The following is a 26,595-nucleotide window of genomic DNA, read 5'->3' on the forward strand; positions in this document are numbered from 1 at the left end:
GGCAGGTCGGGACCCCGGGCCCGCCGCCCGACCGCAATCAATCACACCGATCACGACCGACCGGCCAATTGCCCGTTACTGACCCACGCTCCTAGGGTCTTTCGTTCGGATCGGGCCGGATCAGGGAACGGGGTCTGGTGCTGGGGCACCTCCCACGCCCTTCAGGCGGTGGGGGAGCATCGCGAGGCGGAGGAGGGCGGCGGGGTGGAGCCCTGCCGACCGGCGACAACGCCGCTGGGGGTCCCCCCGCTCGAAGAGCTTGGGGGAGCGGTGCCGGGGCCCGCGAGCCCGGCGTGATCCAAACGAGCGGCCCTAGCCTGTCCGTGCTTAGCCGGACCCGCGGTAAATGCTCCGACGCGGGGTCTTACACTCGGTCACCGTTGCCCAGCGGAACGAAACCGCAGATCGGAAGGCATGGTCGCCCATGTTCCAAGACGCCCCCATTTATCACCAACTCGTAGCCGAGCGAGGCGACGTGCCCGCACGTGTACGCGACGCGGCCACGGCCATACACAGGCAACTCGATGACGTGATGCGAACGGGGCGGCCCAACGCCGCCTTCGAACCAGGCCCGCCGCCCCCGGGCGCGACCCCGCGCCCCCACTCCGAACTCCCCCCGGGCCAGCGCCCACCGCGCTAGTGCCCCGGCAGGCAACGTTTGCCCGTTGAGGAGCGGCGTCCGGTGCGTGCTCTCGGTGTGCCGACCGGAAGTCCTCGTACTGGGCGTACTTGGGGTTTCGGGCGGTGCGGCGAGAGTGCGTGCCGGGCGTCGCGACGGGGCGAACGTTGCCTGTTGGGGCACTAGCACCTCCACCGGCACCAGCCGACCAACGGACCGCCCCTCGCCGCTCCGCTGCCGCGGGTCGGTCAACTGCCCGCAACCACCAGCCCGTCGGTGGTCGGCCGCACCGGTCGCTCAACTTCCCGCGGCCACCGGCCGGTCGGCGGTCGGTCGCACCGGCATCTCAACTTCCCGGGCCACCGGCCGGTCAACGGGCGGCCGGTAGCAGCGGGCCGACGGTACGCGTGTAGCGGCCGTCAACCGGCCACTGACACAAGCCGGTTGAGGAGGCCAGGCCCGGACCCGCCCGAGGGCGGTCCGACGAGTCCGGGGCCGTGTGGTCAGCGGCCGGCGTTTTTCGGGTCCAGTAGGCCCGCGCGGCGCAGGGCGTCGGCCATCGCGCTGTTGGCGGGCGGGGGTGCCTGGCGGGAGCCGCCGCCACCGCCGCCGCGGCCCTGGCGCTGCTGCGGCGGGCGGCCGCCGCGCCGGCGCCGCTCGCCGCCGTCGCCCTGGCCCTGACGGTCCTGCACCGCCGCCTCGTCGTCCAGACGCAGCGTCAGCGAGATCCGCTTGCGCGGGATGTCGACGTCCAGCACCTTGACCTTGACGATGTCACCGGGCTTGACGACGTCGCGCGGATCCTTCACGAACTGCCTCGACATCGCCGAGACGTGCACCAGACCGTCCTGGTGGACGCCGACGTCGACGAACGCGCCGAAGGCCGCCACGTTCGTCACCACGCCCTCCAGGACCATCCCGGACGCCAGGTCGGAGATCTTCTCGACGCCCTCCTTGAAGGTGGCCGTCCTGAACGCGGGCCGCGGGTCGCGCCCCGGCTTCTCCAGCTCCCGCAGGATGTCGGTCACCGTCGGCAGACCGAACGTGTCGTCCACGAAGTCGGCCGCCCTGAGCGAGCGCAGTACCCCGGTGTTGCCGACGAGCGAGGCCACCTCCTGGCCCGTGGTCTTCACCATCCGGCGGACCACGGGGTAGGACTCGGGGTGCACGCTGGAGGCGTCCAGCGGGTCGTCGCCGCCGCGGATCCGCAGGAAGCCCGCGCACTGCTCGTAGGCCTTCGGGCCGAGCCGCGAGACGTTCTTCAGCTGCGCCCGCGAGACGAACGGCCCGTTGGCGTCCCGGTGCGCCACGATGTTCTCCGCGAGTCCCGAGGTGATGCCGGAGACCCGCGCGAGCAGCGGCACCGACGCGGTGTTCACGTCCACCCCGACGCCGTTCACGCAGTCCTCGACCACCGCGTCCAGCGACCTCGACAGCTTCACCTCGGACAGATCGTGCTGGTACTGGCCGACACCGATCGACTTGGGGTCGATCTTGACCAGTTCGGCCAGCGGGTCCTGGAGCCGGCGAGCGATGGAGACCGCGCCACGCAGCGAGACGTCCATGTCGGGCAGTTCCCGCGAGGCGTACGGCGACGCCGAGTACACCGACGCGCCCGCCTCCGACACCATCACCTTGGTGAGCTTCAGCTCCGGGTGCTTGGCGATGACCTCACCGGCGAGCTTGTCGGTCTCCCGGGACGCGGTGCCGTTACCGATCGCGATCAGCTCGACCGCGTGTTCCTTGGCCAGCCGGGCCAGCTTGGCGACGGCCTCGTCCCACCTGTTGGCCGGCACATGCGGGTGGACGACGTCGGTGGCGACGACCTTGCCGGTCGCGTCGACCACGGCGACCTTCACACCCGTACGGAACCCGGGGTCCAGGCCGAGGGTCGCGCGGGTGCCGGCCGGCGCGGCGAGCAGCAGGTCGCGCAGGTTGGCCGCGAACACGTTCACCGCCTCGTCCTCCGCGGCCGTGCGCAGCCGCAGGCGCAGGTCGATGCCCAGGTGGACGAGGATCCGGGTGCGCCAGGCCCAGCGGACCGTGTCCTGGAGCCACTTGTCGGCGGGCCGGCCGCGGTCGGCGATCCCGAAGCGGTGGGCCACGATCCCCTCGTACGACGACGGGCCGTCCGCCGGCTCCTCCGGCTCCAGGACGAGGTCCAGGACCTCCTCCTTCTCACCGCGCAGCATCGCCAGGATCCGGTGCGAGGGCAGCTCGGTGAACGGCTCGGCGAAGTCGAAGTAGTCGGCGAACTTGGCGCCCGCCTCCTCCTTGCCCTCCCGCACCTTGGCGGCCAGCCGCCCGCGCACCCACATGCGCTCGCGCAGCTCGCCGATCAGGTCGGCGTCCTCCGAGAACCGCTCGGTGAGGATCGCCCGTGCGCCGTCCAGGGCCGCCTGCGGATCGGCGACGCCCTTGTCCGCGTCGACGAAGGCGGCCGCCGCGGCGAGCGGCTCCACGGTCGGGTCGCCGAGCAGGCCCTCCGCCAGCGGCTCCAGGCCCGCCTCCCGGGCGATCTGCGCCTTGGTCCGCCGCTTCGGCTTGTACGGCAAGTAGACGTCCTCCAGCCGTGCCTTGGTCTCGGCGCCGCGGATCTGCGCCGCCAGTTCCTCGGTGAGCTTGCCCTGCTCGCGCACCGACTCCAGGATCGCCGTCCGCCGCTCCTCCAGTTCCCGCAGATAGCGCAGCCGCTCCTCAATGGTGCGCAGCTGCGCGTCGTCGAGCATCTCGGTCGCTTCCTTGCGGTAGCGGGCGATGAAGGGCACCGTCGAACCGCCGTCCAGCAGTTCCACGGCGGCCTTGACCTGCCGCTCCCGTACGCCGAGCTCCTCGGCGATCCTGCCCTCGATGGACGCTGTGAGGGGTGTCGTCACGATCCCGTACCGCCTTCTCCACTCCGGTGTGCGCCGCAATTGTGGCAGGCGCCACCGACAACCGGGCCGCAGGGCGCCACCCGGCGAGGCGCACCCCTGCCACCCCTGGCACCAGCGGGGACGTGGCGGGGCGTGGCAGGAAAGGTGGGAAACCTGTCATTGCGGCCATCCTCCGGTCCGCGAAGAATCGGTCGCATGGCGCAGCGAACCGTTCTCGTCGTCCTCTTCGACGGCGTCCAGAGTCTCGACGTCACCGGCCCCGCGGAGGTCTTCGCCGGTGCCGGCAGACACGTACCGGGGGCGTACCGCATCCACACGGCCTCCCTGGACGGCAGTCCCGTGCGCAGCTCCAGCGGCCTGACCCTGGTACCCGACTCCCCGCTCGCCGACGCGCCCGCGCCGCACACCCTGCTCGTGCCCGGCGGGGAGGGCACCCGCCGGCCGGACCCGCGTCTGGTCGACTGGGTCCGCGGGCACGGGCCGGGCGCCGCGCGCCTGGTCTCGGTGTGCACCGGGGCGATCCTGCTGGCCGAGGCGGGCCTGCTGGACGGCCGCCGGGCCACGACCCACTGGGCGTACTGCGCCAAGCTCGCCCGCGACCATCCCGCCGTCGAGGTGCACGCCGACCCGGTCTATGTGCGCGACGGGGACGTGGCGACCTCGGCCGGGGTGACCTGCGGCATCGACCTGACCCTCGCGCTCGTCGAGGAGGACCTCGGCCGTGAGGTCGCGCTGAGCGTCGCCCGCCACCTGGTGGTCTTCCTGCGGCGGCCCGGCAACCAGGCCCAGTTCAGCGCCCAGCTCAGGGCTCAGACGGCACGGCGCGAGCCCCTGCGTGACGTACAGCAGTGGATCACCGAGCAACCGGCGGACGACCTGTCCGTGGAGGCGCTCGCCGCCCGTGCCCGCCTCTCGCCGCGCCACTTCGCCCGCGCGTTCCGGGCGGAGACCGGCACGACCCCCGGCCGCTACGTCGACCGGGTCCGCCTGGAACACGCCCGCCGGCTGCTGGAGGACACCGCCGACGGCGTCGAGGAGATCTCCCGCGCCAGCGGCTACGGCACACCGGAGGCCATGCGGCGCGCGTTCGTCAAGGCGCTGGGCGCCGCCCCGGCCGAGTACCGGCGGCGGTTCCGCCCCGCTCCCGCCACCTGACACCCACCGGAGGGAATCCCGTGCAGATCGCCATCGTCCTCTTCGACCGCTTCACCGCCCTGGACGCCGTGGGCCCGTACGAGACCCTCGGCCGGCTCCCCGGCGCTCGGACCGTCTTCGTCGCCGAACGGACCGGACCGGTCCGCACCGAGACCGGGCACCTCGCGATCACCGCCGACCGGACCCTGGCCGAGGTCCCGGACCCCGGCGTCGTCGTCGTCCCGGGCGGCCCCGGCCAGTCGTCGCAGATGGAGAACGAGACCCTGCTGGACTGGCTGCGCGCCGCCGACGCCACCAGCACCTGGACCACTTCCGTGTGCACCGGCTCGCTGCTGCTCGCGGCCGCCGGGCTCCTGGACGGCCGCCGCGCGACCTCGCACTGGCTGGCCCTCGACCAGCTGAGGCGCTTCGGCGCCGAGCCCACGGGGGAGCGGGTCGTGGTCGACGGTAAGTACGTCACGGCCGCCGGCGTCTCCTCGGGCATCGACATGGGCCTGGCGCTGCTCGGCCGGATCGCGGGCGACGAACACGCCCAGGCCGTCCAGCTGCTGACCGAGTACGACCCGCAGCCGCCCTACGACGCCGGATCCCCTGACAAGGCGCCCGCGCACCTCGTCGAGGAGTTCCGGGCCAACAGCCGCTTCGTGCTGACGTAGGCGCCGGCGCAGGGCCTGTCCGGCGGATCATGCCGCAGACGCGGGATCTGGCACGTACTCCCCCAAGCTCTTCGAGCAGGGGGGACCCCCAGCGGCGTTGTCGTCGGTCGACGACTCCCCCAAGCTCTTGACGAACGGGGGACCCCATCGCGTCGACTCTCTCCTGCGCCTCGCAGCCGCACGCACCAGACCCCGTTCACCCGAGCTGACAGCGACCGCCGCTTTCCCGCGACTCGATCCGCCGGACAGGCCCTACCGCACGCTCCAGGTGAACCGAGGGGTCCGGCGCTCCAGGAACGCGGCGACCCCCTCCGCGGTGTCGCCGCTCGCGCGTGCCTGCTCGGACCAGTGGGCGTCGCGGTCCGTGCGGCCGTCCGCGAACTCCTTCGCCGCGGCCTGCGTCAGCTGCGAGCGTGCGGCGAGGATCCTGGTGAACTCCGTGATTCGCTTGGTGAGTTCGCCCTCGGGCAGCACCTCGTCGACCAGGCCGGTGCGCAGCGCGCGCTCCGCGTCGATCAACTCGCCCGAGAAGAGCAGGTACTTGGCGGTCGCCGGGCCCACCAGGGAGACCAGACGGCGGGTGGAGGAGGCGGGGTAGACGATTCCCAGCTTGGCCGGTGTCACCCCGAACAGCGCCCCCGCCTCGGCGAACCGCAGGTCGCAGGCAGCCGCGAGCTGGGCGCCGCCGCCCACGCAGTGCCCGCGCACCGCCGCCAGCGTCGGCTTGGGGAACGCGGCAAGCGCTTCCTCGGCCTGCACCGCCAGGCTTTGGGCCTCCCGCGGCGAGCCGCGCAGCGTGGAGATGTCGGCACCGGCGCAGAACGTCGCGCCCGCCCCCGTCAGCACCAGCGCCCGGACGCCCGGATCGGCCGCGAGATCGTCCAGGAGCGGCGGCAGCGCCCGCCACATCGCGGCGGTCATCGCGTTGCGCTTGGCCGGGTGGTGGACCACGACGGTGGCCACCGCGCCGGTGACGTCGTGCAACAACTGCGGCTCCATGCGCCGGATGCTATCCGCCCGGCCGAGCGTTTGATCAAGAAGGGTCGGGGGACAGTTACGACACGGCAGCAAACACAACAAAAGGTGGAAACCGGGGGGCTCGCGCGGCTTTGAGGAGGCGCCGATGGCCAGGTTCACCAAGCCCCGCAGCGAAACGGCGAGGATGCGCCGCGGTTTCGGCTGGCTCGCCGGACTCGGGGTGCTCCTGGTGGTCGCCGGACTCGTCGGGCTCGTCTACACGGCCGCCGTCACGCTGACCTCCATGATCCTGTTCGGCTGGCTGCTGCTGATCGGCGGGCTGGTCGGGCTGCTGCACGCGATCCAGGCGCGCGGCTCGAGCTTCTTCTGGCTCGGTGTCATCGTGGCCGCCCTGAACATCGCGGCGGGCGTGGTCGTCATCGGCCATCCGCACGCGACCGCCGCCGCGCTCACCATGTTCGCGGCCCTGCTGTTCCTCACCGGCGGCCTGTTCCGGGTGGTCGGCAGCGTCGTGGTGCGCGGCCCCCAGTTCGGCTGGACGCTCCTGCTGGGCGCCTTCTACCTGCTGCTGGGCGTCCTGGTGCTCGCATCCTGGCCCAGCAGCAGTCAGTACGTCATCGGCGCGTTCCTCTCCCTCGCCCTGCTCTTCGACGGCCTCGGCCTGATCGCGACCGGCTTCGGCGGCCGCCGCATCGTCGGCATGGTCTCCGACCGGACGGCCTAGCTGGGCCGTCCCGGCCGGGCCGGGCGCGGGCCACATGGACCGTACAACCCGAAAAGTTCGCGAAGTCGGCGCGGACGGGACAGGATCGGTCCCGCCCGTGACCCACTCGTACGTCAACGGTCACAAAGCGCTTGAAACACGCTGACTTGTGTTCAGTCCTTGGGCTGAGAGCGGTGCGTTACCAACACTCGACGTGTGGTGACAATCGAGCGCGAGGACGGCGACCGGACGATGGACAACCACGGGCGCGGGTACGGCTCACGCCCTGAGGGCGGCGCGGGGGCACCCCTCCACGACGTACCGCCGGATCCGCTGCCGTACGAGGGAGTCTGGCGGTTCACCGCGCCCGCCGTCGACGCCTCGGTCCCGCAGGCCCGGCACGCGGTCCGGGACCTGCTGCTGCGCCAGGGCGTCCCGGTCTCGGACGACCTGGTCCACGGGCTGCTGCTGATCGTGTCCGAACTGGTCACGAACGCCGTACGGCACGCGGCGCTGCTGTCGCCGATGCTCGCCGTGGAGGTGGCGGTCGGCGCCGAGTGGGTACGGGTGTCCGTGGAGGACAACCACCCCTACCGTCCTACCGCCCTGGAGGCCGACCACGGGCGCACCGGCGGGCGCGGGCTGCTCCTGGTCCGCGAGATCGCGCGGGAGGCCGGCGGGGTCTGCGACGTCGAGCACACCGCGAGCGGCGGCAAGGTGATCTGGGCCGCCCTGCCGCTCAAGCCCGCGCACCAGCTGGGACAGCACCCCTCGGTCTCCTAGGTCCCGCTGCCGGAACTCACCAGCCGGCGGGACCCGTCAGTTCCCTGATCGCGGGGCGGGCCGCGTCCAGCACGGTCGGGAACCAGACGGAGAAGGTGTCCCTCGCGTGCCGCTCCGCCAGCTCGGCGGGCGCCACGAACGCGGTGGCGCCGACCTCCTCCGGGTCCGGCCGCAGCGGGGACTGCACCAGGCCGACGAAGAGGTGGTTGTACTCCTGCTCCACCAGGCCCGAGTCCGGGTCCGGGTGGTGGTAGCGGACCGTACCCGCCTCGGCGAGCAGCGACGGGGAGATCCCCAGCTCCTCGTACGTGCGCCGGGCCGCCGCCGCCATGGGCGCCTCACCGGGGTAGGGGTGGCCGCAGCAGCTGTTGGACCACACGCCGGGGGAGTGGTACTTGCCCAGCGCCCGCTGCTGCAGCAGCAGCCGGCCGCGGTTGTCGAACAGGAACACGGAGAAGGCGCGGTGCAGCCGTCCCGGTGGCTGGTGGGCGGACAGCTTCTCCGCGGTGCCGATCGTCACGCCGTCCTCGTCGACCAGTTCCAGCAAGATCGCGTCCGCGGTGCCGTTCGACGAGCTGTGCTTCGCGGTGGCAGGTGTGGTCGGCATACCCATCCTTCACTTCGGTCCTCGAGTCCCAAGTCTGCCGTACGAAACCGGCACTCCCGGCACTTCCCGGCACTCCGCATGTCCCGCGCGGCGCCGTGGTCCGCGGTTCGTCATGGGCCGGGCACCGTAGGTGATCGTGCCCGGCCGGGTACGCCCGGAACCGTCCGGGCGTACCCACGGCGAGGACACGGGCGCACACCGCCTCCGCGAACCGGCGCGGGTGCCCGTGCGCGCCGGGCACCCCCGCCGATCAGGGCCGGGGGCCCGTCAGTGGCACAGGCGGGCCTCGTGCTCCGCGTGCCCGCTCGGCTCCAGCTGGAAGGTGCAGTGCTCCACGTCGAAGTGGTCCCCGAGGCAGCCCTGAAGCTCGTGCAGCAGCTTCTCGTGACCGATGGCACTGAGCGCGTCGGAGCGGACGACCACGTGCGCGGAGAGCACCGGCAGACCCGAGGTGATCGTCCAGGCGTGCAGGTCGTGCACGTCCTCCACGCCGTCCAGCGCCAGGATGTGCGCCCGCACCTCCTCCATGTCGACGTTCTTCGGAGCCGCCTCCAGCAGCACGTCGAGCGTCTCGCGCAGCAGCCGGAAGGTGCGCGGCACGATGAGCAGGCCGATGGCGAGGGAGGCGACGGGGTCGGCGGCCTGCCAGCCCGTGAGCAGGATCACCGCCGCCGAGACCATGACGGCCACCGAGCCGAGCGCGTCCGCGGCCACCTCGAGGAAGGCGCCGCGCACGTTCAGGCTCTCCTTCTGGCCGCGCATCAGCAGCATCAGGGAGACCGAGTTCGCCACCAGACCGATCGCGCCGAACACGATCATCAGCCCGCCATGGGTGGGAGCCGGGGTGAGGAACCGCTGGATCGCCTCGTAGAGCACATAGCTGCCGACGCCGAGCAGCAGCAGGCAGTTGGCGAGTGCGGCGAGGATCTCCGCGCGGGCGTAGCCGAAGGTGCGGTTCCGGCTCGGCGGGCGGTTGGCGAATTGGATGGCCAGCAGCGCCATGCCGAGGCCGAGGGCGTCGGTGGCCATGTGGGCGGCGTCCGCGACCAGCGCCAGCGAGTCCGCGAGCAGGCCGCCGACGATCTCCACCACCATCACGGTGAGCGTGATCGACAGCGCGACGCGCAGCGTGCCGCGGTGCGCTGCGCCGGCCGTGCCGCCTGCTCCGACGCCGTGCGTGTGCCCGTGGTCGTGACCGGCCCCCATGAGATGACCGCCCTTTCCGTGTTGCGTCCGGGATCACAGTGAACTACGGGTGGGGGGTATCGGGCAACGCGGCACTGAACACCGTTGTCATGTGCCCTGACCTGCGTAAACGAACCGCAGGTCAGGGTGCCGGTCGACTCGGGCGCCGTGGTGCAGAAGCCAGCCCCGCCATGCCGAGGAGACCATCTCGGGTACCCCGCGCCGGGCCCGCCAGCCCAGCTCCGCCGCGGCGCGCTCGGCCGAGGCGACGGCGCGCGGCGCGTCCCCGGGGCGGCGCGCCTCGACGACCGGTGGCCGCCGGTCGCCGGTGACCTCCCCGAGGGCCGTGATCAGCTCGCGGACCGACACGCCCTCGCCGCGGCCGACGTTCACGGTCAGGCGCACGCCGGCCTCCTGCCCGGCCGTGAGCCGCCGGGCGGCCGCCGCACGGGCGACGGACTCGGCGACCCGCCAGCGCGCGGCCAGGCGCACCACCCCGGTCACCTCGTGCTCCGTCGGCCCCCGCTTGAGCAGTTCCCCGTCCAGCGAGGAGCCCCGGACCCAGCGGCACCTCCCGGGGCAGCCGCCCGGCGCGCCGCGCCGACAGGTTGTCGAGCACGGCCACCGGCTGCCCGGAGTCCGCCATGACCCGCGCCATGTGTGCCCCGATGCACCCGGCCCCGCCGGTGATCAGTCATGTCATGGTCGTCCAGCCCCTGCCTGGGCCGGATGTGAGGAATGCCCGATCTGGTGCGGAGTTTGTGACCCGGCGGCCGGATCAACCATGATGATCGCGGTGCGGGCTGCGGCAGACCACGTCGATCGCGCCAGTGAACGGGCGGTGAACGCGGGCTTCCGGTCATCCGATAGCCTCTGCCGACATGCCGCCCGGGTGCCACAGGCAGGCGGCGCCCCCATATGCACATGACCGGCGCGGACGCGTCGGCACCCAGGGAGTGAGTTCGGTTGTCGACCGCCATCCTGACCGGTCAGCCGGTCCCCGGATCGTCGATCGAGGGCGATCTGCGGTCCCTCGGGTTCGACGTGCGGGTCGCCTGCGACGGCACCGACGCCGAGACGCTGCTCGCCCAGGTGCCCGGCGACCAGCGGGTCGCCATCGTCGACGCCCGGTTCGTCGGCCATCTGCACGCGCTGCGTCTGGGCCTGACCGACCCCCGCTTCCCGCTCGCCGCCGTCCCCGGCGCGGTGACCGCCCGCCCGGCCGGCCGCCAGGCGCTGACCCGCGCGATGGCCCGCCAGAACTCCGCCGGCGGCAACACCGCGGTCGCCGTCGCCAGCCTCGCCGACCGGATCTCCGCCGCCCTGGACGCCGACGACTCCGACGTGCACCGCCCCGTGCTCGGCAGTCTCGTCGCCGCCGTGCCCGAGGACCCCCAGACCCGCAACGAGGCACGGCAGGCCGTCGCCGCCGTCGACGACGAGGCCGTCCGCCTGAAGTCGGCCGTCAAGGCCCGCGACGGCTTCTTCACCACCTTCTTCATCAGCCCCTACTCGCGCTATGTCGCCCGCTGGTGCGCCCGCCGCGGCCTGACCCCCAACCAGGTCACCACGGCCTCCCTGCTCACCGCGCTCATAGCCGCGAGCTGCGCCGCCACCGGCACCCGCGGCGGCTTCGTCGCCGCCGGCGTGCTGCTGATCGCCTCGTTCGTGCTGGACTGCGCCGACGGCCAGCTGGCCCGCTACTCGCTCCAGTACTCCACCCTCGGCGCCTGGCTGGACGCCACCTTCGACCGGGCCAAGGAGTACGCCTACTACGCCGGCCTCGCGCTGGGCGCCGCCCGCGGCGGCGACGACGTCTGGGCCCTGGCCCTGGGCGCCATGATCCTTCAGACCTGCCGGCACGTGGTCGACTTCTCCTTCAACGAGGCCAACCACGATGCCACCGCCAACACCAGCCCCACCGCCGCTCTCTCCGACAGGCTCGACAGCGTCGGCTGGACGGTCTGGGTGCGTCGGATGATCGTTCTGCCCATCGGCGAGCGCTGGGCGATGGTCGCGGTCCTGACGGCGGTCACGACCCCCAGGATCACGTTCTACGTCCTGCTCATCGGCTGCGCCGTGGCGGCGACGTACACCACGGCGGGCCGCGTCCTGCGGTCCGTGACGCGCAAGGCGGTGGGGGTGCCCCCAGGCGTCAAGCACTGGGGGAGCACGGACCGGGCGGCGCAGGCGCTGTCGGACCTCGCGGACAACGGGCCGATCGCGGCCCTCGCCGCCCGCGGCGGCTCCGACACACGCTGGTACCTCGACGCCCCGCTGGTGCGTGCCCTGGCCGGCGTGGCGTTCCTGTCCTGGGCCCTCTACCTGGGCGACCACTGGTACGTCCTCGCGGCTGCCGTCTTCTACGCCGTCTTCTCGGGACTGGCCCTCTCCCAGCCCCTCAAAGGCCCCCTCGACTGGCTGGTCCCCCCGCTGTTCCGCGCCGCCGAATACGGCACCGTGCTGGTCCTTGCGGCCAGAGCGGACGTGAACGGAGCCCTTCCTGCGGCTTTCGGCCTGGTGGCGGCCGTCGCCTACCATCACTACGACACGGTGTACCGCATCCGCGGCAACGCCGGAGCGCCGCCGGCCTGGCTGGTGCGCGCCCTCGGGGGGCAGGAAGGGCGGACGCTGCTCGTCACCGTCCTGGCCGCGCTGCTCACCGCCGCACAGTTCAAGGTCGCGCTCACGGTCCTCGCCGTGACCGTCGCCCTGGTGGTGCTCGCCGAGAGCATCCGCTTCTGGGTGGCCTCTCACCTGAGGGGCGCACCCGCCGTACACGACGAAGGAGAACCCGCATGATCGGCCTCGTGCTGGCGGCCGGCGCCGGACGGCGCCTGCGCCCCTACACCGACACCCTGCCCAAGGCGCTGGTGCCGGTGGGGCCCGACGGCGCGGAGGACGGCCCCACGGTCCTGGACCTCACCCTCGGCAACTTCGCCGAGGTCGGTCTGACCGAGGCCGCGGTCATCGTCGGCTACCGCAAGGAGGCCGTGTACGAGCGCAAGGCGGCCCTGGAGCGGAAGTACGGCCTGAAGCTCACCCTGATCGACAACGACAAGGCCGAGGAGTGGAACAACGCCTACTCCCTGTGGTGCGGCCGTGACGCCCTCAAGGACGGCGTGATCCTCGCCAACGGCGACACCGTGCACCCGGTCTCCGTCGAGAAGACCCTGCTCGCCGCCCGCGGCGACGGCAAGAGGATCATCCTCGCCCTGGACACGGTGAAGTCGCTGGCCGACGAGGAGATGAAGGTCGTCGTCGACCCCGACAAGGGCGTCCGGAGGATCACCAAGCTGATGGACCCGGCCGAGGCGTCCGGCGAGTACATCGGCGTCACCCTCATCGAGGGCGACGCCGCCCCCGAGCTGGCCGACGCGCTGAAGGCCACCTTCGAGCGGGACCCGCAGCTGTACTACGAGGACGGCTACCAGGAGCTCGTCGACCGCGGCTTCAGGATCGACGTGGCGCCGATCGGCGACGTCAAGTGGGTCGAGATCGACAACCACGACGACCTCGCCAAGGGCCGGGGGATCGCGTGCCAGTACTGACCCGGCTCATCCCGTCGCCGGTCGCCGTCGACATCCGACCGGGCGCACTCGACGACCTGGCCGTGATCCTCTCCGACGAGCGGATCTCGCCCTCGGGACGGCTGGCCTTCGCCATCAGCAACGGCTCCGGCCGGGTGCTGCGCGAGCGGTTCGCCCCGGCCTTCCCGGGCGCCGACTGGTTCGAGGACGCCGACGGCACCATCGACGGTGCGGTCAGGCTCGCCGACTCCATCAAGAAAGCCGGCCGCTACGACGCGGTGGTCGGCCTCGGCGGCGGCAAGGTCATCGACTGCGCCAAGTACGCGGCGGCCCGCGTGGGCCTGCCGCTGGTCGCGGTGGCCACCAACCTGGCCAACGACGGGCTGTGCTCACCGGTCGCCACGCTGGACAACGACGCGGGCCGGGGCTCGTACGGCGTGCCCAACCCGATCGGCATCGTCATCGACCTCGATGTGATCCGCGAGGCACCGGAGCGCTACGTGCGGGCCGGTATCGGCGACGTGATCTGCAAGATCTCCGCCGTGGCCGACTGGGAGCTGTCGCACCGCGAGACCGGGGAGAAGGTCGACGGCCTCGCCGCCGCGATGGCCCGACAGGCGGCCGAGGCCGTGCTGCGGCACCCCGGCGGCATCGGCGACGACTCGTTCCTGACGACGCTCGCCGAGTCCCTGGTCCTGTGCGGCATCTCCATGTCGGTGGCCGGGGACAGTCGTCCCGCGTCGGGCGCCTGCCACGAGATCAGCCACGCGTTCGACCTCCGGTTCCCCAAGCGCAACGCGCTCCACGGCGAGCAGTGCGGCCTCGGCGGCGCGTTCGCCACGTATCTGCGGGGCGACGCGGAGACGGCCGGACAGATGGCCGAGGTGCTGCGCCGGCACGGGCTGCCGGTGCTGCCGAAGGACATCGGCTTCACGGTGGACGAGTTCGTCCGGGTCGTCGAGTTCGCCCCGGAGACACGGCCCGGCCGCTACACGATCCTCGAACACCTCGACCTCAAGACCGACCAGATCAAGGACATCTACGCCGACTATGTCAAGGCCATCGGTAGCTGAACTGAGACCGGTCGTCCATCCGGCGGGGGTGAAGGACCGGCGCAGCGGGGAGCACTGGGCGGGACGCCTCTACATGCGCGAGGTGTCCCTGCGGGTGGACCGCTACCTGGTGGGCACCAGGATCACGCCCAACCAGCTCACGTACCTGATGACCGTCTTCGGCGTCCTGGCGGCCCCCGCCCTGCTGGTGCCGGGGATCGCGGGCGCCGTGCTCGGTGTGCTGATGGTCCAGTTGTACCTGCTGCTGGACTGCGTCGACGGCGAGATCGCCCGCTGGAAGCAGCAGTTCTCGCTGGGCGGGGTCTACCTGGACCGGGTCGGTGCCTATCTCACCGACGCCGCCGTCCTGGTCGGGCTCGGGCTGCGCGCCGCCGCCCTGTGGGGTCCCGGGCGGATCGACTGGCTCTGGGCCTTCCTCGGGACCCTGGCCGCCCTCGGCGCGATCCTGATCAAGGCCGAGACCGACCTCGTCGGCGTCGCCCGGCACCAGGGCGGGCTGCCGCCGGTCCAGGAGAGCGCCGCCGAACCGCGTTCCTCCGGCATGGCACTGGCCCGCCGGGCCGCCGCGGCGCTCAAGTTCCACCGGCTGATCCTCGGGATCGAGGCGTCCCTGCTGATCCTGGTCCTCGCGATCGCGGACACGATCAGGGGCGACCTGTTCTTCACCCGGCTCGGCACGGCCGTGCTCGCCGGCATCGCGCTGCTGCAGACCCTGCTGCACCTGGTGTCCATCCTCGCCTCCAGCAGGCTGAGGTGAGCGGCATGACCTCTGCGAACGCTCCGCTCAAGGTCGGCGCCGTCGTCATCACCATGGGCAACCGGCCCGAGGAACTGCGGGCCCTGCTCGACTCGGTCGCCAAGCAGGACGGCGACCGCGTCGAGGTGGTGGTCGTCGGCAACGGCTCGCCCGTCCCGGACGTCCCCGAGGGCGTCCGGACCGTCGAGTTGCCGGAGAACCTCGGCATCCCCGGGGGCCGCAACGTCGGCATCGAGGCCTTCGGCCCGGCCGGCGGCGACGTCGACATCCTGCTCTTCCTCGACGACGACGGCCTGCTCGCCCGGAACGACACCGCGGAGCTGTGCCGCCGGGCCTTCGCGGCCGACGACCGGCTCGGCATCATCAGCTTCCGCATCGCCGACCCGGACACCGGCGTCACCCAGCGCCGCCACGTGCCGCGGCTGCGCGCCTCCGACCCGATGCGCTCCTCCCGGGTCACCACCTTCCTGGGCGGCGCCAACGCCGTGCGCACACGGGTCTTCGCGGAAGTCGGCGGCCTGCCGGACGAATTCTTCTACGCACATGAGGAAACCGACCTGGCATGGCGGGCCCTCGACGCGGGCTGGATGATCGACTACCGGTCCGACATGGTGCTGTACCACCCGACGACCGCGCCTTCGCGGCACGCGGTCTACCACCGCATGGTCGCCCGCAACCGGGTGTGGCTGGCCCGCCGCAACCTCCCGGCGCTCCTCGTGCCGGTCTACCTGGGGGTGTGGCTGCTGCTTACCCTCGCCCGCCGTCCCTCGCGTCCGGCCCTGACGGCCTGGTTCGGCGGCTTCCGGGAGGGCTGGACCACACCCTGTGGGCCGCGCCGGCCCATGAAGTGGCGTACCGTGTGGCGACTCACCCGACTGGGTCGGCCGCCGGTCATCTGACAAGCTCGTTCCCCGTGAGCACCCGGCCCCACCCGGCCGGTGCTCGAGCCACGCCCGTACATCCGCACTGGCAGCGCATCTCGAAGACGAAAGTTTCCACTTGTGAGTGAGACAACGCATGACGGCGGCGTCGCCCTCGGCGCGGCTCCGTCGCCCGACGAGGGCCTCACCCCGGCCCAGCTTGCCGACAAGTACGGGCTGTCCGTCAGCGGCGCCCGGCCCCCGCTCGGGGCGTACGTCCGGCAGCTGTGGGGGCGGCGTCACTTCATCCTGGCCTTCTCCCAGGCGAAGCTGACCGCCCAGTACAGCCAGGCCAAGCTCGGCCAGCTCTGGCAGGTGGCGACGCCGCTGCTGAACGCCGCCGTGTACTACTTCATCTTCGGCGTCATCCTCAAGGCCAGCCGGGGCCTGAGCCGCGAGACGTACATCCCGTTCCTGGTGACGGGGGTGTTCGTGTTCACCTTCACCCAGACCTCGGTCATGGCCGGCGTCCGCGCCATCTCCGGCAACCTGGGTCTGGTGCGCGCGCTGCACTTCCCGCGCGCCTCGCTGCCGATCTCGTTCGCGCTCCAGCAGCTCCAGCAGCTGCTGTACTCGATGATCGTGCTGTTCCTGGTGGTCGTCGCCTTCGGCAGCTACCCGGGCCTGTCCTGGCTGCTGATCGTGCCGACGCTGGTGCTGCAGTTCCTGTTCAACACCGGGCTGGCGCTGATCATGGCCCGGATGGGTGCCAAGACCCCCGACCTCGCCCAGCTCATGCCGTTCATCATGCGGACCTGGATGTACGCGTCCGGCGTGATGTTCTCGATCAACGGCATGCTCGCCGGGCGGCCGGAGTGGTTCATCCGGCTGATGCAGCTCAACCCGGCCGCCGTCTACATGGACCTGATGCGCTTCGCGCTGATCGACGGCTACGGCTCCTCGCACCTTCCGCCGCACGTCTGGGCCGTCGCCCTGGGCTGGGCCGTGGTCCTCTTCGCCGGTGGGTTCGTGTACTTCTGGAAGGCGGAGGAGAGGTACGGCCGTGGCTGACCGGGACCACCACCACGACATGCGCGACGGCGGGCCGAAGGTGCCCACCGTGATCGCGGACGAACTGCACATCGTCTATCGCGTCAACGGCGCCAAGTCCGGCAAGGGCAGCGCCACCGCCGCACTCAGCCGCATCCTCAAGCGGGGCTCCGACGACGCGGCGCGGGGCGTGCGCAGGGTGCACGCCGTCAAGGGCGTCTCCTTCGTCGCCTACCGCGGCGAGGCGATCGGCCTGATCGGCTCCAACGGCTCCGGCAAGTCCACGCTGCTGCGCGCCATCGCCGGTCTGCTGCCTGCCGAGAAGGGCCGGGTCTACACCGACGGCCAGCCCTCGCTGCTCGGCGTGAACGCGGCGCTGATGAACGACCTCACGGGCGAGCGCAACGTCATCCTGGGCGGGCTCGCCATGGGCATGTCGCGCGAGCAGATCAAGGAGCGCTACGAGGGGATCGTCGACTTCTCCGGCATCAACGAGAAGGGCGACTTCATCACGCTGCCGATGCGCACGTACTCCTCCGGCATGGCCGCCCGGCTCCGCTTCTCCATCGCCGCCGCCAAGGATCACGACGTCCTCATGATCGACGAGGCCCTGGCCACCGGCGACCGCAAGTTCCAGAAGCGGTCCGAGGCGCGCATCCGGGAGCTGCGCAAGGAGGCCGGCACGGTGTTCCTGGTCAGCCACAACAACAAGTCGATCCGCGACACCTGCGACCGGGTGCTGTGGCTGGAGCGCGGGGAACTGCGCATGGACGGCCCCACCGAAGAAGTGCTCAAGGAGTACGAGAAGTTCACGGGCAAGTAGTCCCCACGCGCCAGGGCCTCGCCGGAACGCGTCCGGCGGGGCCCGTCGTCCGCAAAGGATGTGTCAACTCGCGCCGTCCTGAGGAACCTTGACACCAATTGGTGTGTTGTTGTGATGTGCGGGACACCCCCCGCGCGGCTCGCTGCGTTGTACAACGTAAGCTGTACCGGTCCCGGAAAGCGGCAAGTGGGGAGATAATGCGCGACAGCCTCCGCCGACGCCGCCCCGCGGACGGCCGGGCGGCGTGTCCGAAATAGTGTGTGTTGGGTCGGCAGTGTAGAACGGGAGATGTGACGGCAATGGCTACGGAAACTCCCCAGCTCAACGCAGCAGGTGCCGTCCCCGTGCCGGGCAGTGGACGATGACGCGGAAACCGACGGCGCGCGACCCCGAGCGCGCCACCCTCGACAAGGCCGCGGGCGAGAACTTCCCCGTGGCACCGTTCTTCCTGCCCGGAGCCTGGCGCTCCGACCTGATGGCCGTCTACGGCTTCGCCCGTCTGGTCGACGACATCGGCGACGGCGACCTGGCCCCCGGCGGCGCGGACGCCCGCCTGCTCGGCGTGTCGCCCGACGATGCCGAGGACCGCCTGGTCCTCCTCGACGCCTTCGAGGCCGACCTGCGCCGGGTCTTCGACGGCACCCCGCGTCACCCCCTGCTGCGCCGGCTCCAGCCCACCGTCCACCGCCGCTCACTGCCCCTCGAGCCGTTCCTCGGCCTGATCGCCGCCAACCGCCAGGACCAGCTCGTCACGCGGTACGAGACCTACGACGACCTCCTCGCCTACTGCGAGCTGTCCGCCAACCCCGTCGGCCGCCTCGTCCTCGCCGTCACGGGCACCTCGACCCCCGAGCGGATCCGCCGTTCCGACGCCGTCTGCACCGCGCTGCAGATCGTCGAGCACCTCCAGGACGTCAGGGAGGACCTCGGACGCGACCGCATCTATCTGCCCGCCGCCGACATGAAACGTTTCCACGTGCAGGAGTCGGATCTCGCCGCGCCCACCGCGGGCGCATCGGTGCGCGCACTGGTCGCGTACGAGGCGGAACGCGCCCGCGGTCTGCTGAATGAAGGCGTCCCCCTGGTGGGTAGCGTCCACGGCAGGTTGAAGCTGCTGCTCGCGGGGTTCGTGGCGGGGGGAAGGGCGGCCATTCACGCGATCGCCGCCGCCGAGTACGACGTACTTCCCAGCCCGCCCAAGCCCGGCAAGCCCCGGTTGCTGCGCGAAATGGGCGTGACTCTGCGAGGAGAGGGGTGATCCGGGCCGTGGAGTCGGAACACGTGTCCGCGCCGGTACTCGCCGCCTACAGCTACTGCGAGGCCGTCACCGGACAGCAGGCCCGCAACTTCGCCTACGGCATCAGACTGCTGCCGACGGCCAAGCGACGGGCGATGTCGGCGCTGTACGCGTTCTCCCGGCGCGTCGACGACATCGGCGACGGAGCGCTGGCCGACGACGTGAAGGTCACCCGTCTGGAGGACACGCGGGCCTTGCTCGGCCGGATCCGCGACGGCGCGGTCGAGGACGACGACACCGACCCCGTGGCCGTCGCCCTCACCCACGCCGCCCGGGTCTTCCCGATTCCGCTCGGCGGCCTGGACGAACTCATCGACGGCGTCCTGATGGACGTCCGCGGCGAGACGTACGAGACCTGGGAGGACCTGAAGGTCTACTGCCGCTGCGTGGCCGGGGCCATCGGACGGCTCTCCCTCGGCGTGTTCTGCACCGAACCGGGAGCGCGCGGCGCCGAACGCGCCCCCGAGTACGCCGACACGCTGGGGCTCGCGTTGCAGCTGACCAACATCCTCAGAGACGTCCGCGAGGACGCCGAGGGCGGCCGCACCTACCTGCCCGCCGACGACCTCGCCAAGTTCGGCTGCTCGGCCGGGTTCCACGGGCCGACGCCGCCGGAGGGCTCCGACTTCGCGGGCCTGGTGCACTTCGAGGTGCGGCGGGCCCGCGCCCTGTTCGCCGAGGGCTACCGGCTGCTGCCCCTGCTGGACCGGCGCAGCGGCGCATGCGTCGCCGCCATGGCCGGCATCTACCGCCGTCTGCTCGACCGCATCGACCGCGAGCCGGAGGCCGTGCTGCGCGGCCGCGTCTCGCTGCCCGGACACGAGAAGGCGTACGTCGCCGTGCGCGGCCTGTCCGGCCTCGACGCCCGGTACGTGTCCCGGCAGACCGTCAGGAGGCGTGCCTGATGGTGATGTCACCGCACGGTGAGACCACCGGCGAGGAGCGGCGGGCAACCCTCCGATGCCGGGCGGCGTCCTTGACGGCAACGGTCGCCCGCGAGGCACCCGCCCACCGCGGCGGACGCACTGGGGAGGGCGCACGATGACCGACGGCACACGGCGGGACGGACCGCTCACGGACGTCACGGGACCGGCCGGACGGCATGCCGTCGTGGTCGGCGGCGGCCTGGCCGGCCTCACCTCCGCGCTCGCGCTCGCCGACGCCGGAATGCGCGTGACGCTGCTGGAGGGCAGACCCCGCCTGGGCGGGCTCGCCTTCTCCTTCCGGCGCGGCGACCTCACCATCGACAACGGTCAGCACGTGTACCTGCGCTGCTGCACCGCCTACCGCTGGTTCCTCGACCGGATCGGCGGCGCCGCGCTCGCCCCGTTGCAGGACCGGCTGGAGGTGCCCGTCGTCGACGCCGCGAGACCCGAGGGCCGGCGGCTCGGCACACTGCGGCGCGACGCGCTGCCCGTACCCCTGCACCTGGGGCGCAGCCTCGCCACCTACCCCCACCTCTCGCTCGCCGAGCGGGCCCGGGTGGGCCGCGCCGCGCTCGCGCTCAAGGGTCTCGACCTCTCCGATCCGACCCTGGACGCACAGGACTTCGGCAGCTGGCTGACCGCGCACGGCCAGTCGGCGCGTGCCGTCGAGGCCCTGTGGGACCTGGTCGGGGTCGCCACCCTCAACGCGGTCGCGAGCGACGCCTCGCTGGGACTCGCCGCGATGGTGTTCAAGACCGGACTGCTGTCCGACCCGGGCGCGGCCGACATCGGCTGGGCCCGCGTCCCGCTGGGCGAGCTGCACGACCGGCTGGCCCGCAGGGCGCTCGACTCCGCGGGCGTGCGTACCGAGGTCCGAACACGCGTCACCGCCGTCTCCCTCAACGGAAACGGGAGCTGGAACGTTCAGGTTCCCGGCGAGAGGCTGCTCGCCGACGCGGTCGTCCTCGCCGTACCGCAGCGCGAGGCGCACGGCCTGCTGCCGCCCGGCGCCCTGGACGCGCCCGACCGGCTCCTCAGGATCGGCACCGCGCCGATCCTCAACGCCCACGTCGTCTACGACCGCACGGTGCTGCAGGCGCCCTTCTTCGCGGCCATCGGCACACCCGTGCAGTGGGTGTTCGACCGCACCGAGGCGGCCGGCCTGAAGCACGGTCAGTACCTCGCGGTGTCCCAGTCGGTGGCGCAGGACGAGATCGACGCCCCGGTCGCCGTACTGCGCGAGCGCTACCTGCCCGAACTGAGGCGGCTGCTGCCCCGCGCCCGCGGTGCCGAGGTGAAGGACTTCTTCGTGACCCGGGAGCGCACGGCGACGTTCGCCCCGGCCCCCGGCGTCGGACGGCTGCGGCCCGGCGCCCGCACCAAGGCACCCGGCCTGTACCTGGCCGGAGCGTGGACCGCCACCGGGTGGCCCGCGACCATGGAGAGTGCGGTCCGCAGCGGTGTGAAGGCGGCCGAAGCCGCGCTGAGCGCCCTGGGCCGGCCCCGCCCGAGCCGCCTCTTCGCCATCGAGGAGGCGGCGGCATGACGTTCGATCAGCAGCCCGCGGCAGGCCCCCGCACCTCCGGCACCGCAACAAGAGGAGAGACTGTGCCCACTGTGCCCCCGGCCTCGACGGCCGCTCGGAGGACCGCGGTGGACGTGACCGCGCTGTTGGAGCGCGGCCGGACCCTGGCCACGCCGGTACTGCGGGCGGCCGTCGACCGCCTGGCGCCCCCCATGGACACCGTCGCCGCCTACCACTTCGGCTGGATCGACGCCCAGGGCAACCCGGCACGCGGGGACGGCGGCAAGGCCGTGCGCCCCGCCCTGGCCGTGCTCTCCGCCGAGGTCACCGGGGCCGCGCCCGAGGCCGGCGTGCCCGGCGCGGTCGCCGTGGAGCTCGTCCACAACTTCTCCCTGCTGCACGACGACCTGATGGACGGCGACGAACAGCGCCGCCACCGGGACACCGTCTGGAAGGTGCACGGCCCCGCCCAGGCCATCCTGGTCGGCGACGCGCTGTTCGCCCTGGCCAACGAGGTGCTGCTGGAGCTGGGCACGGTGGAGGCCGGCCGCGCCGCCCGCCGTCTGACCACCGCCACCCGCGCCCTGATCGACGGCCAGGCGCAGGACATCTCCTACGAGCACCGCGACCGCGTCAGCGTCGCGGAGTGCCTGGAGATGGAGGGCAACAAGACCGGTGCCCTGCTCGCCTGCGCCTCCTCCGTCGGCGCGGTCCTCGGCGGCGCGGACGACCGCACCGCCGACACGCTGGAGAAGTACGGGTACCACCTCGGCCTGGCCTTCCAGGCCGTCGACGACCTCCTCGGCATCTGGGGCGACCCGGAGGCCACCGGCAAGCAGACCTGGAGCGACCTGCGCCAGCGCAAGAAGTCCCTGCCGGTCGTGGCCGCGCTCGCGGCCGGCGGCCAGGCCTCCGAGCGGCTCGGCGAGATCCTCGCCGCCGACGCCAAGAGCAGCGACTTCGCGAACTTCTCCGAGGAGGAGTTCGCGGCCCGCGCCGCCCTCATCGAGGAGGCGGGCGGCCGGGAGTGGACGGCCGAGGAGGCGCGCCGTCAGCACACCATCGCCATCGAAGCCCTCGACGCCGTCGACATGCCCGAGCAGGTACGGGCCGCGTTCACGGCGCTCGCCGACTTCGTCGTCGTACGAAAGAGATGATCACTATCGGTCGAACCAGCCTCGCGTAGTCGCCGGCCGGTGCCTCAAGGAGGTTTCAGGCACCGGCCGACGGCGGACCCACAGCAGCACGACTTGCACGACTGCACGAAGGGGAAGCCATGACAGCGACGACCGACGGAAGCACCGGGGCGACACTGCCGACCCGCGCTGCCGCGGCCAGTGAAACCGTAATCAGCACCCCCGAGGCGGCCGGGGTACAAGAAGCCGCCGCGGCCGCCGTCAGGCGGGCCACCGACTTCCTGCTCGCCCAGCAGGACGCCGAGGGCTGGTGGAAGGGCGACCTCGAGACGAACGTCACCATGGACGCCGAGGACCTGCTGCTGCGTCAGTTCCTGGGCATCCTGGACGAGGACACCACCCGGGCCGCCGCGCTGTTCATCCGCGGCGAGCAACGCGAGGACGGCACCTGGGCCACCTTCCACGGCGGCCCGGGCGAACTCTCCACCACCATCGAGGCCTACGTCGCCCTCCGGCTGGCCGGCGACGCGCCGGACGAGCCCCACATGGACCGGGCCTCGGCCTGGATCCGCGCGCAGGGCGGCATCGCGGCCTCCCGTGTCTTCACCCGGATCTGGCTGGCCCTGTTCGGCTGGTGGAGGTGGGAGGACCTGCCCGAACTGCCGCCCGAGCTCATCTGGTTCCCCAAGTGGTTCCCGCTCAACATCTACAACTTCGGATGCTGGGCGCGGCAGACGATCGTGCCCCTGACCATCGTCTCGGCAAAGCGCCCGGTGCGTCCGGCCCCGTTCCCGCTCGACGAGCTGCACACCGACCCCGGCAATCCGCGTCCGCCGCGGCCGCTCGCCCCGGCGAGGACCTGGGACGGCCTGTTCCAGCGGCTCGACATGGCGGTGCGCGGCTACCGCACGGTCGCCGTGCGCAGAGTGCGCGAGGCCGCCATGAACTCGGCCGCCCGCTGGATCATCGAACGGCAGGAGAACGACGGCTGCTGGGGCGGCATCCAGCCGCCGGCCGTGTACTCGGTCATCGCCCTGTACCTGCTCGGCTACGACCTCGAGCACCCGGTGATGCGGGCGGGCCTCGAGTCGCTGGATCGTTACGCCGTGTGGCGCGAGGACGGCGCCCGCATGATCGAGGCCTGCCAGTCGCCGGTGTGGGACACCTGCCTGGCCACCATCGCGCTCGCCGACGCCGGACTGCCCGCCGACCACCCCCAGTTGGTCAAGGCCGCCGACTGGATGCTGGGCGAGCAGATCGTCCGCCCCGGCGACTGGTCGGTGCGCCGCCCCGGACTGCCCCCCGGCGGCTGGGCGTTCGAGTTCCACAACGACAACTACCCCGACATCGACGACACCGCCGAGGTCGTCCTCGCTCTGCGCCGGGTCAGGCACCACGACCCGGAGCGGCTGGACAAGGCCATCGGGCGCGGGGTGCGCTGGAACCTCGGGATGCAGTCGAGGAACGGCGCCTGGGGAGCCTTCGACGTCGACAACACCAGCCCCTTCCCCAACCGGCTGCCGTTCTGCGACTTCGGCGAGGTGATCGACCCGCCGTCGGCGGACGTCACCGCGCACGTCGTGGAGATGCTCGCCGCCGAGGGCATGACCCACGACCCGCGCACCCGGCGCGGCATCGAGTGGCTGCTGACCGAACAGGAGCCGGACGGTTCGTGGTTCGGCCGCTGGGGCGTCAACTACCTCTACGGCACCGGGTCCGTCGTACCCGCCCTGACCGCCGCCGGCCTGCCCGGCTCCCACCCGGCCATCCGCCGCGCGGTGTCCTGGCTGGAGAGCGTGCAGAACGACGACGGCGGCTGGGGCGAGGACCTGCGCTCCTACAAGTACGTCGAGGAGTGGAGCGGCAAGGGAGCCTCCACCGCCTCGCAGACCGCCTGGGCCCTGATGGCCCTGCTCGCGGCCGGGGAGAGGGACTCCAAGGCCGTCGAACGCGGCATCGAGTGGCTCGCGGCCACCCAGCGGGAGGACGGCTCGTGGGACGAGCCGTACTTCACCGGCACCGGCTTCCCGTGGGACTTCTCCATCAACTACCACCTGTACCGGCAGGTCTTCCCGCTCACCGCGCTCGGCCGGTACGTGCACGGCGAGCCCCTCGCCGGCCGGCGCCCCACCGCCGGTTCCCTCGCCGACCGGCCCGTCGCCGAGGCCAAGGGGAGCTGATGCGCACGCAGCCCGGACCGGCCCCGCTGCTGATCGCCTGCGCGCTCGGCATCGAGCGTCTCGCCCTGCGCGCCGGTGAGCGCGGCGGAGCCGGCGGGCCGGTCACCGTCCTGCGGACGGGCATGGGACCCAAGGCGGCGGAACGCTCCGTCACCCGGGTCCTCGCCGGCCCGCCGCTGGACCGGGCCGCGGTGCTCGCCACGGGCTTCTGCGCGGGACTCGCCCCGGGCATGCACCCCGGCGACCTCGTCGTCGCCGAGGAGACCCGGGACCCGCGCGGCACCGTCCCCTGCGTCGGCACCGAACTGCTCGTCAAGGAACTCACCCGCACCCTGCCCGGGCGCACCGTGCACACCGGGCCGCTCATCGGCTCCGACCACGTCGTGCGCGGACCCGAGCGGTCCGACCTGCGCGCCACCGGCGCGATCGCGGTCGACATGGAGTCGGCGGCCACGCTCCTGAGCGCCGTGCGCACGGGCGTGCGCCCCGTTGCGGCCGTGCGGGTGGTCGTGGACGCTCCAGAACATGAACTCGTCCGTATCGGTACGGTGCGCGGTGGAATATCAGCCTTCCGTGTTCTTCGTTCCGTCCTGCCGACTTTTTTCGAATGGCACCGTAATGTGCTGCTCCCCAGGAGGTGAGCCAGATGGCCATGCCGCTGCGCCAGTCCGTCAAAGTCGCCACATACTTGGCCGAACAGAAGCTGCGCAAGCGGGACAAGTTCCCGCTGATCGTCGAGCTTGAACCGCTCTTCGCCTGCAACCTCAAGTGCGAGGGCTGCGGCAAGATCCAGCATCCGGCCGGAGTGCTCAAGCAGCGCATGCCCGTCGCCCAGGCGGTGGGAGCGGTACTGGAGTCGGGTGCGCCGATGGTGTCCATCGCGGGCGGCGAGCCCCTGATGCACCCGCAGATCGACGAGATCGTCCGGCAGCTGGTGGCCAGGCGGAAGTACGTCTTCCTGTGCACCAACGCGCTGCTGATGCGCAAGAAGATGGACAAGTTCAGGCCGTCCCCCTACTTCGCCTTCGCGGTGCACATCGACGGGCTGCGGGAGCGGCACGACGAGTCGGTGGCGAAGGAGGGCGTGTTCGACGAGGCGGTGGAGGCCATCAAGGAGGCCAAGCGGCGCGGCTTCCGGGTGACCACCAACTCCACCTTCTTCAACACCGACACCCCGCAGACCGTCGTCGAGGTGCTCAACTACCTCAACGACGACCTCAAGGTCGACGAGATGATGATCTCGCCCGCCTACGCCTACGAGAAGGCGCCCGACCAGGAGCACTTCCTGGGCGTGGAGCAGACCCGCGAGCTGTTCCGGAAGGCCTTCGCGGGCGGCAACCGGCGCCGCTGGCGGCTCAACCACTCGCCGCTGTTCCTCGACTTCCTCGAGGGCAAGGTCGACTTCCCGTGCACCGCGTGGGCGATCCCGAACTACTCGCTGTTCGGCTGGCAGCGCCCCTGCTACCTGATGAGCGACGGGTACGTGCCGACGTACCGGGAACTCATCGAGGACACCGACTGGGACAAGTACGGCCGGGGCAAGGACCCGCGGTGCGCCAACTGCATGGCCCACTGCGGCTACGAGCCCACCGCCGTGCTGGCCACCATGGGATCGCTGAAGGAGTCCCTGCGCGCCATGCGTGAGACGGTCTCAGGGAACCGGGACTGACGCCGTGGCCGCCATTCCTCTGGGCGTCCCCGAGGTACCGGCCCGGCCGATCGCCGAGCGGCGCGTGTCGCGGCAGATCCACGTCGGGCCGGTGGCGGTCGGGGGCGGGGCCCCGGTGTCGGTGCAGTCGATGACGACGACGCGTACGTCGGACGTCGGCTCGACGTTGCAGCAGATCGCGGAGCTGACGGCGTCGGGCTGCCAGAT

General features: G+C 72.0%; 24 protein-coding genes and 1 pseudogene. 20 read left to right on the forward strand and 5 right to left on the reverse strand.

Annotated elements, in window-relative coordinates; genetic code table 11:
• Positions 1 to 1,122: 1,122 nt before the first annotated feature.
• Positions 1,123 to 3,495 carry a Tex family protein gene (locus ACFY4A_RS39975; RefSeq protein ID WP_390834229.1) on the reverse strand — a complete coding sequence of 791 codons (2,373 nt, stop codon included), beginning with the start codon at positions 3,493 to 3,495 and terminating at the stop codon, positions 1,123 to 1,125.
• A 195-nt stretch (positions 3,496 to 3,690) separates the two neighbouring features.
• Between ACFY4A_RS39975 and ACFY4A_RS39980 the strand changes: the two genes are divergently transcribed.
• Both ACFY4A_RS39980 and ACFY4A_RS39985 read left to right on the forward strand, forming a co-directional pair.
• Positions 3,691 to 4,650, forward strand: coding sequence for a GlxA family transcriptional regulator (locus ACFY4A_RS39980; RefSeq protein ID WP_390834230.1), 960 nt, complete (start codon positions 3,691 to 3,693; stop codon positions 4,648 to 4,650).
• 20 nt (positions 4,651 to 4,670) lie between these two features.
• A complete protein-coding gene (locus tag ACFY4A_RS39985; RefSeq protein ID WP_390834231.1) occupies positions 4,671 to 5,306 on the forward strand; it encodes a DJ-1/PfpI family protein in 636 nt (211 codons plus the stop codon).
• A 252-nt stretch (positions 5,307 to 5,558) separates the two neighbouring features.
• Here the strand turns inward: ACFY4A_RS39985 and ACFY4A_RS39990 are convergent, their stop codons facing one another.
• Entirely contained in the window at positions 5,559 to 6,305 is a 747-nt protein-coding gene (locus ACFY4A_RS39990; protein WP_390834232.1) for an enoyl-CoA hydratase/isomerase family protein, read from the reverse strand.
• A gap of 124 nt (positions 6,306 to 6,429) precedes the next feature.
• Between ACFY4A_RS39990 and ACFY4A_RS39995 the strand changes: the two genes are divergently transcribed.
• Positions 6,430 to 7,008, forward strand: a complete 579-nt coding sequence (locus ACFY4A_RS39995) for an HdeD family acid-resistance protein (RefSeq protein ID WP_390834233.1) — start codon at positions 6,430 to 6,432, stop codon at positions 7,006 to 7,008.
• 231 nt (positions 7,009 to 7,239) lie between these two features.
• Positions 7,240 to 7,770, forward strand: coding sequence for an ATP-binding protein (locus ACFY4A_RS40000; RefSeq protein WP_390834250.1), 531 nt, complete (start codon positions 7,240 to 7,242; stop codon positions 7,768 to 7,770).
• 16 nt (positions 7,771 to 7,786) lie between these two features.
• On the opposite strand, the gene idi is transcribed toward ACFY4A_RS40000, so the two are convergent.
• The 3 genes and pseudogenes from idi to ACFY4A_RS40015 all read right to left on the reverse strand — a co-directional run bounded on the left by idi (position 7,787) and on the right by ACFY4A_RS40015 (position 10,208).
• Entirely contained in the window at positions 7,787 to 8,377 is a 591-nt protein-coding gene (idi, locus tag ACFY4A_RS40005) for an isopentenyl-diphosphate Delta-isomerase (protein WP_390834234.1), read from the reverse strand.
• A gap of 267 nt (positions 8,378 to 8,644) precedes the next feature.
• Positions 8,645 to 9,583 carry a cation diffusion facilitator family transporter gene (locus ACFY4A_RS40010; RefSeq protein WP_390834235.1) on the reverse strand — a complete coding sequence of 313 codons (939 nt, stop codon included), beginning with the start codon at positions 9,581 to 9,583 and terminating at the stop codon, positions 8,645 to 8,647.
• An 87-nt stretch (positions 9,584 to 9,670) separates the two neighbouring features.
• Positions 9,671 to 10,208: pseudogene (locus ACFY4A_RS40015) on the reverse strand (hypothetical protein).
• Positions 10,209 to 10,528: 320 nt separating this feature from the next.
• On the opposite strand from ACFY4A_RS40015, the gene ACFY4A_RS40020 reads away from it, so the two are divergent.
• From ACFY4A_RS40020 to ACFY4A_RS40095, 16 genes are all read left to right on the forward strand, one after another.
• On the forward strand, positions 10,529 to 12,364 hold the full coding sequence (locus tag ACFY4A_RS40020) for a DUF5941 domain-containing protein (RefSeq protein WP_390834236.1): 1,836 nt from the start codon (positions 10,529 to 10,531) through the stop codon (positions 12,362 to 12,364).
• On the forward strand, positions 12,361 to 13,113 hold the full coding sequence (locus ACFY4A_RS40025; protein ID WP_390834237.1) for a sugar phosphate nucleotidyltransferase: 753 nt from the start codon (positions 12,361 to 12,363) through the stop codon (positions 13,111 to 13,113). Before ACFY4A_RS40020 ends, ACFY4A_RS40025 begins: the two co-directional genes overlap by 4 nt.
• Positions 13,101 to 14,165, forward strand: coding sequence for an iron-containing alcohol dehydrogenase family protein (locus tag ACFY4A_RS40030; RefSeq protein ID WP_390834238.1), 1,065 nt, complete (start codon positions 13,101 to 13,103; stop codon positions 14,163 to 14,165). The genes ACFY4A_RS40025 and ACFY4A_RS40030 overlap by 13 nt, the downstream gene beginning before the upstream one ends.
• Positions 14,143 to 14,922 (forward strand): CDP-alcohol phosphatidyltransferase family protein, encoded by a 780-nt coding sequence (locus ACFY4A_RS40035; RefSeq protein WP_390834239.1) that lies wholly within the window; start codon positions 14,143 to 14,145, stop codon positions 14,920 to 14,922. The genes ACFY4A_RS40030 and ACFY4A_RS40035 overlap by 23 nt, the downstream gene beginning before the upstream one ends.
• 5 nt (positions 14,923 to 14,927) lie before the next feature.
• On the forward strand, positions 14,928 to 15,821 hold the full coding sequence (locus ACFY4A_RS40040; protein ID WP_390834240.1) for a glycosyltransferase family 2 protein: 894 nt from the start codon (positions 14,928 to 14,930) through the stop codon (positions 15,819 to 15,821).
• Between the two features lie 102 nt (positions 15,822 to 15,923).
• Entirely contained in the window at positions 15,924 to 16,853 is a 930-nt protein-coding gene (locus ACFY4A_RS40045; RefSeq protein WP_390834241.1) for an ABC transporter permease, read from the forward strand.
• A 19-nt stretch (positions 16,854 to 16,872) separates the two neighbouring features.
• Positions 16,873 to 17,655, forward strand: coding sequence for an ABC transporter ATP-binding protein (locus ACFY4A_RS40050; RefSeq protein ID WP_390834251.1), 783 nt, complete (start codon positions 16,873 to 16,875; stop codon positions 17,653 to 17,655).
• 361 nt (positions 17,656 to 18,016) lie between these two features.
• Positions 18,017 to 18,913: a squalene synthase HpnC gene (hpnC, locus tag ACFY4A_RS40055; protein WP_390834242.1), complete on the forward strand. Its 897-nt coding sequence runs from the start codon at positions 18,017 to 18,019 to the stop codon at positions 18,911 to 18,913.
• On the forward strand, positions 18,910 to 19,857 hold the full coding sequence (gene hpnD / locus ACFY4A_RS40060; protein ID WP_390834243.1) for a presqualene diphosphate synthase HpnD: 948 nt from the start codon (positions 18,910 to 18,912) through the stop codon (positions 19,855 to 19,857). The genes hpnC and hpnD overlap by 4 nt, the downstream gene beginning before the upstream one ends.
• A gap of 5 nt (positions 19,858 to 19,862) precedes the next feature.
• Positions 19,863 to 19,997, forward strand: coding sequence for a DUF6380 family protein (locus ACFY4A_RS40065; RefSeq protein WP_390834252.1), 135 nt, complete (start codon positions 19,863 to 19,865; stop codon positions 19,995 to 19,997).
• Positions 19,994 to 21,424 carry a hydroxysqualene dehydroxylase HpnE gene (gene hpnE, locus ACFY4A_RS40070; protein WP_390834244.1) on the forward strand — a complete coding sequence of 477 codons (1,431 nt, stop codon included), beginning with the start codon at positions 19,994 to 19,996 and terminating at the stop codon, positions 21,422 to 21,424. The genes ACFY4A_RS40065 and hpnE overlap by 4 nt, the downstream gene beginning before the upstream one ends.
• A gap of 71 nt (positions 21,425 to 21,495) precedes the next feature.
• Entirely contained in the window at positions 21,496 to 22,560 is a 1,065-nt protein-coding gene (locus ACFY4A_RS40075; protein ID WP_390834253.1) for a polyprenyl synthetase family protein, read from the forward strand.
• 119 nt (positions 22,561 to 22,679) lie between these two features.
• Positions 22,680 to 24,719, forward strand: a complete 2,040-nt coding sequence (shc, locus tag ACFY4A_RS40080) for a squalene--hopene cyclase (protein ID WP_390834245.1) — start codon at positions 22,680 to 22,682, stop codon at positions 24,717 to 24,719.
• Entirely contained in the window at positions 24,719 to 25,360 is a 642-nt protein-coding gene (locus ACFY4A_RS40085; protein WP_390834247.1) for a 1-hydroxy-2-methyl-2-butenyl 4-diphosphate reductase, read from the forward strand. Before shc ends, ACFY4A_RS40085 begins: the two co-directional genes overlap by 1 nt.
• A 5-nt stretch (positions 25,361 to 25,365) precedes the next feature.
• Entirely contained in the window at positions 25,366 to 26,388 is a 1,023-nt protein-coding gene (hpnH, locus tag ACFY4A_RS40090) for an adenosyl-hopene transferase HpnH (protein ID WP_390834248.1), read from the forward strand.
• A 4-nt stretch (positions 26,389 to 26,392) separates the two neighbouring features.
• On the forward strand, positions 26,393 to 26,595 hold a 203-nt coding region (locus ACFY4A_RS40095), incomplete at its 3' end, for a flavodoxin-dependent (E)-4-hydroxy-3-methylbut-2-enyl-diphosphate synthase (RefSeq protein ID WP_390834249.1).

This window comes from Streptomyces sp. NPDC001292 (assembly GCF_042896465.1).
Classification (GTDB): Bacteria; Actinomycetota; Actinomycetes; order Streptomycetales; family Streptomycetaceae; genus Streptomyces.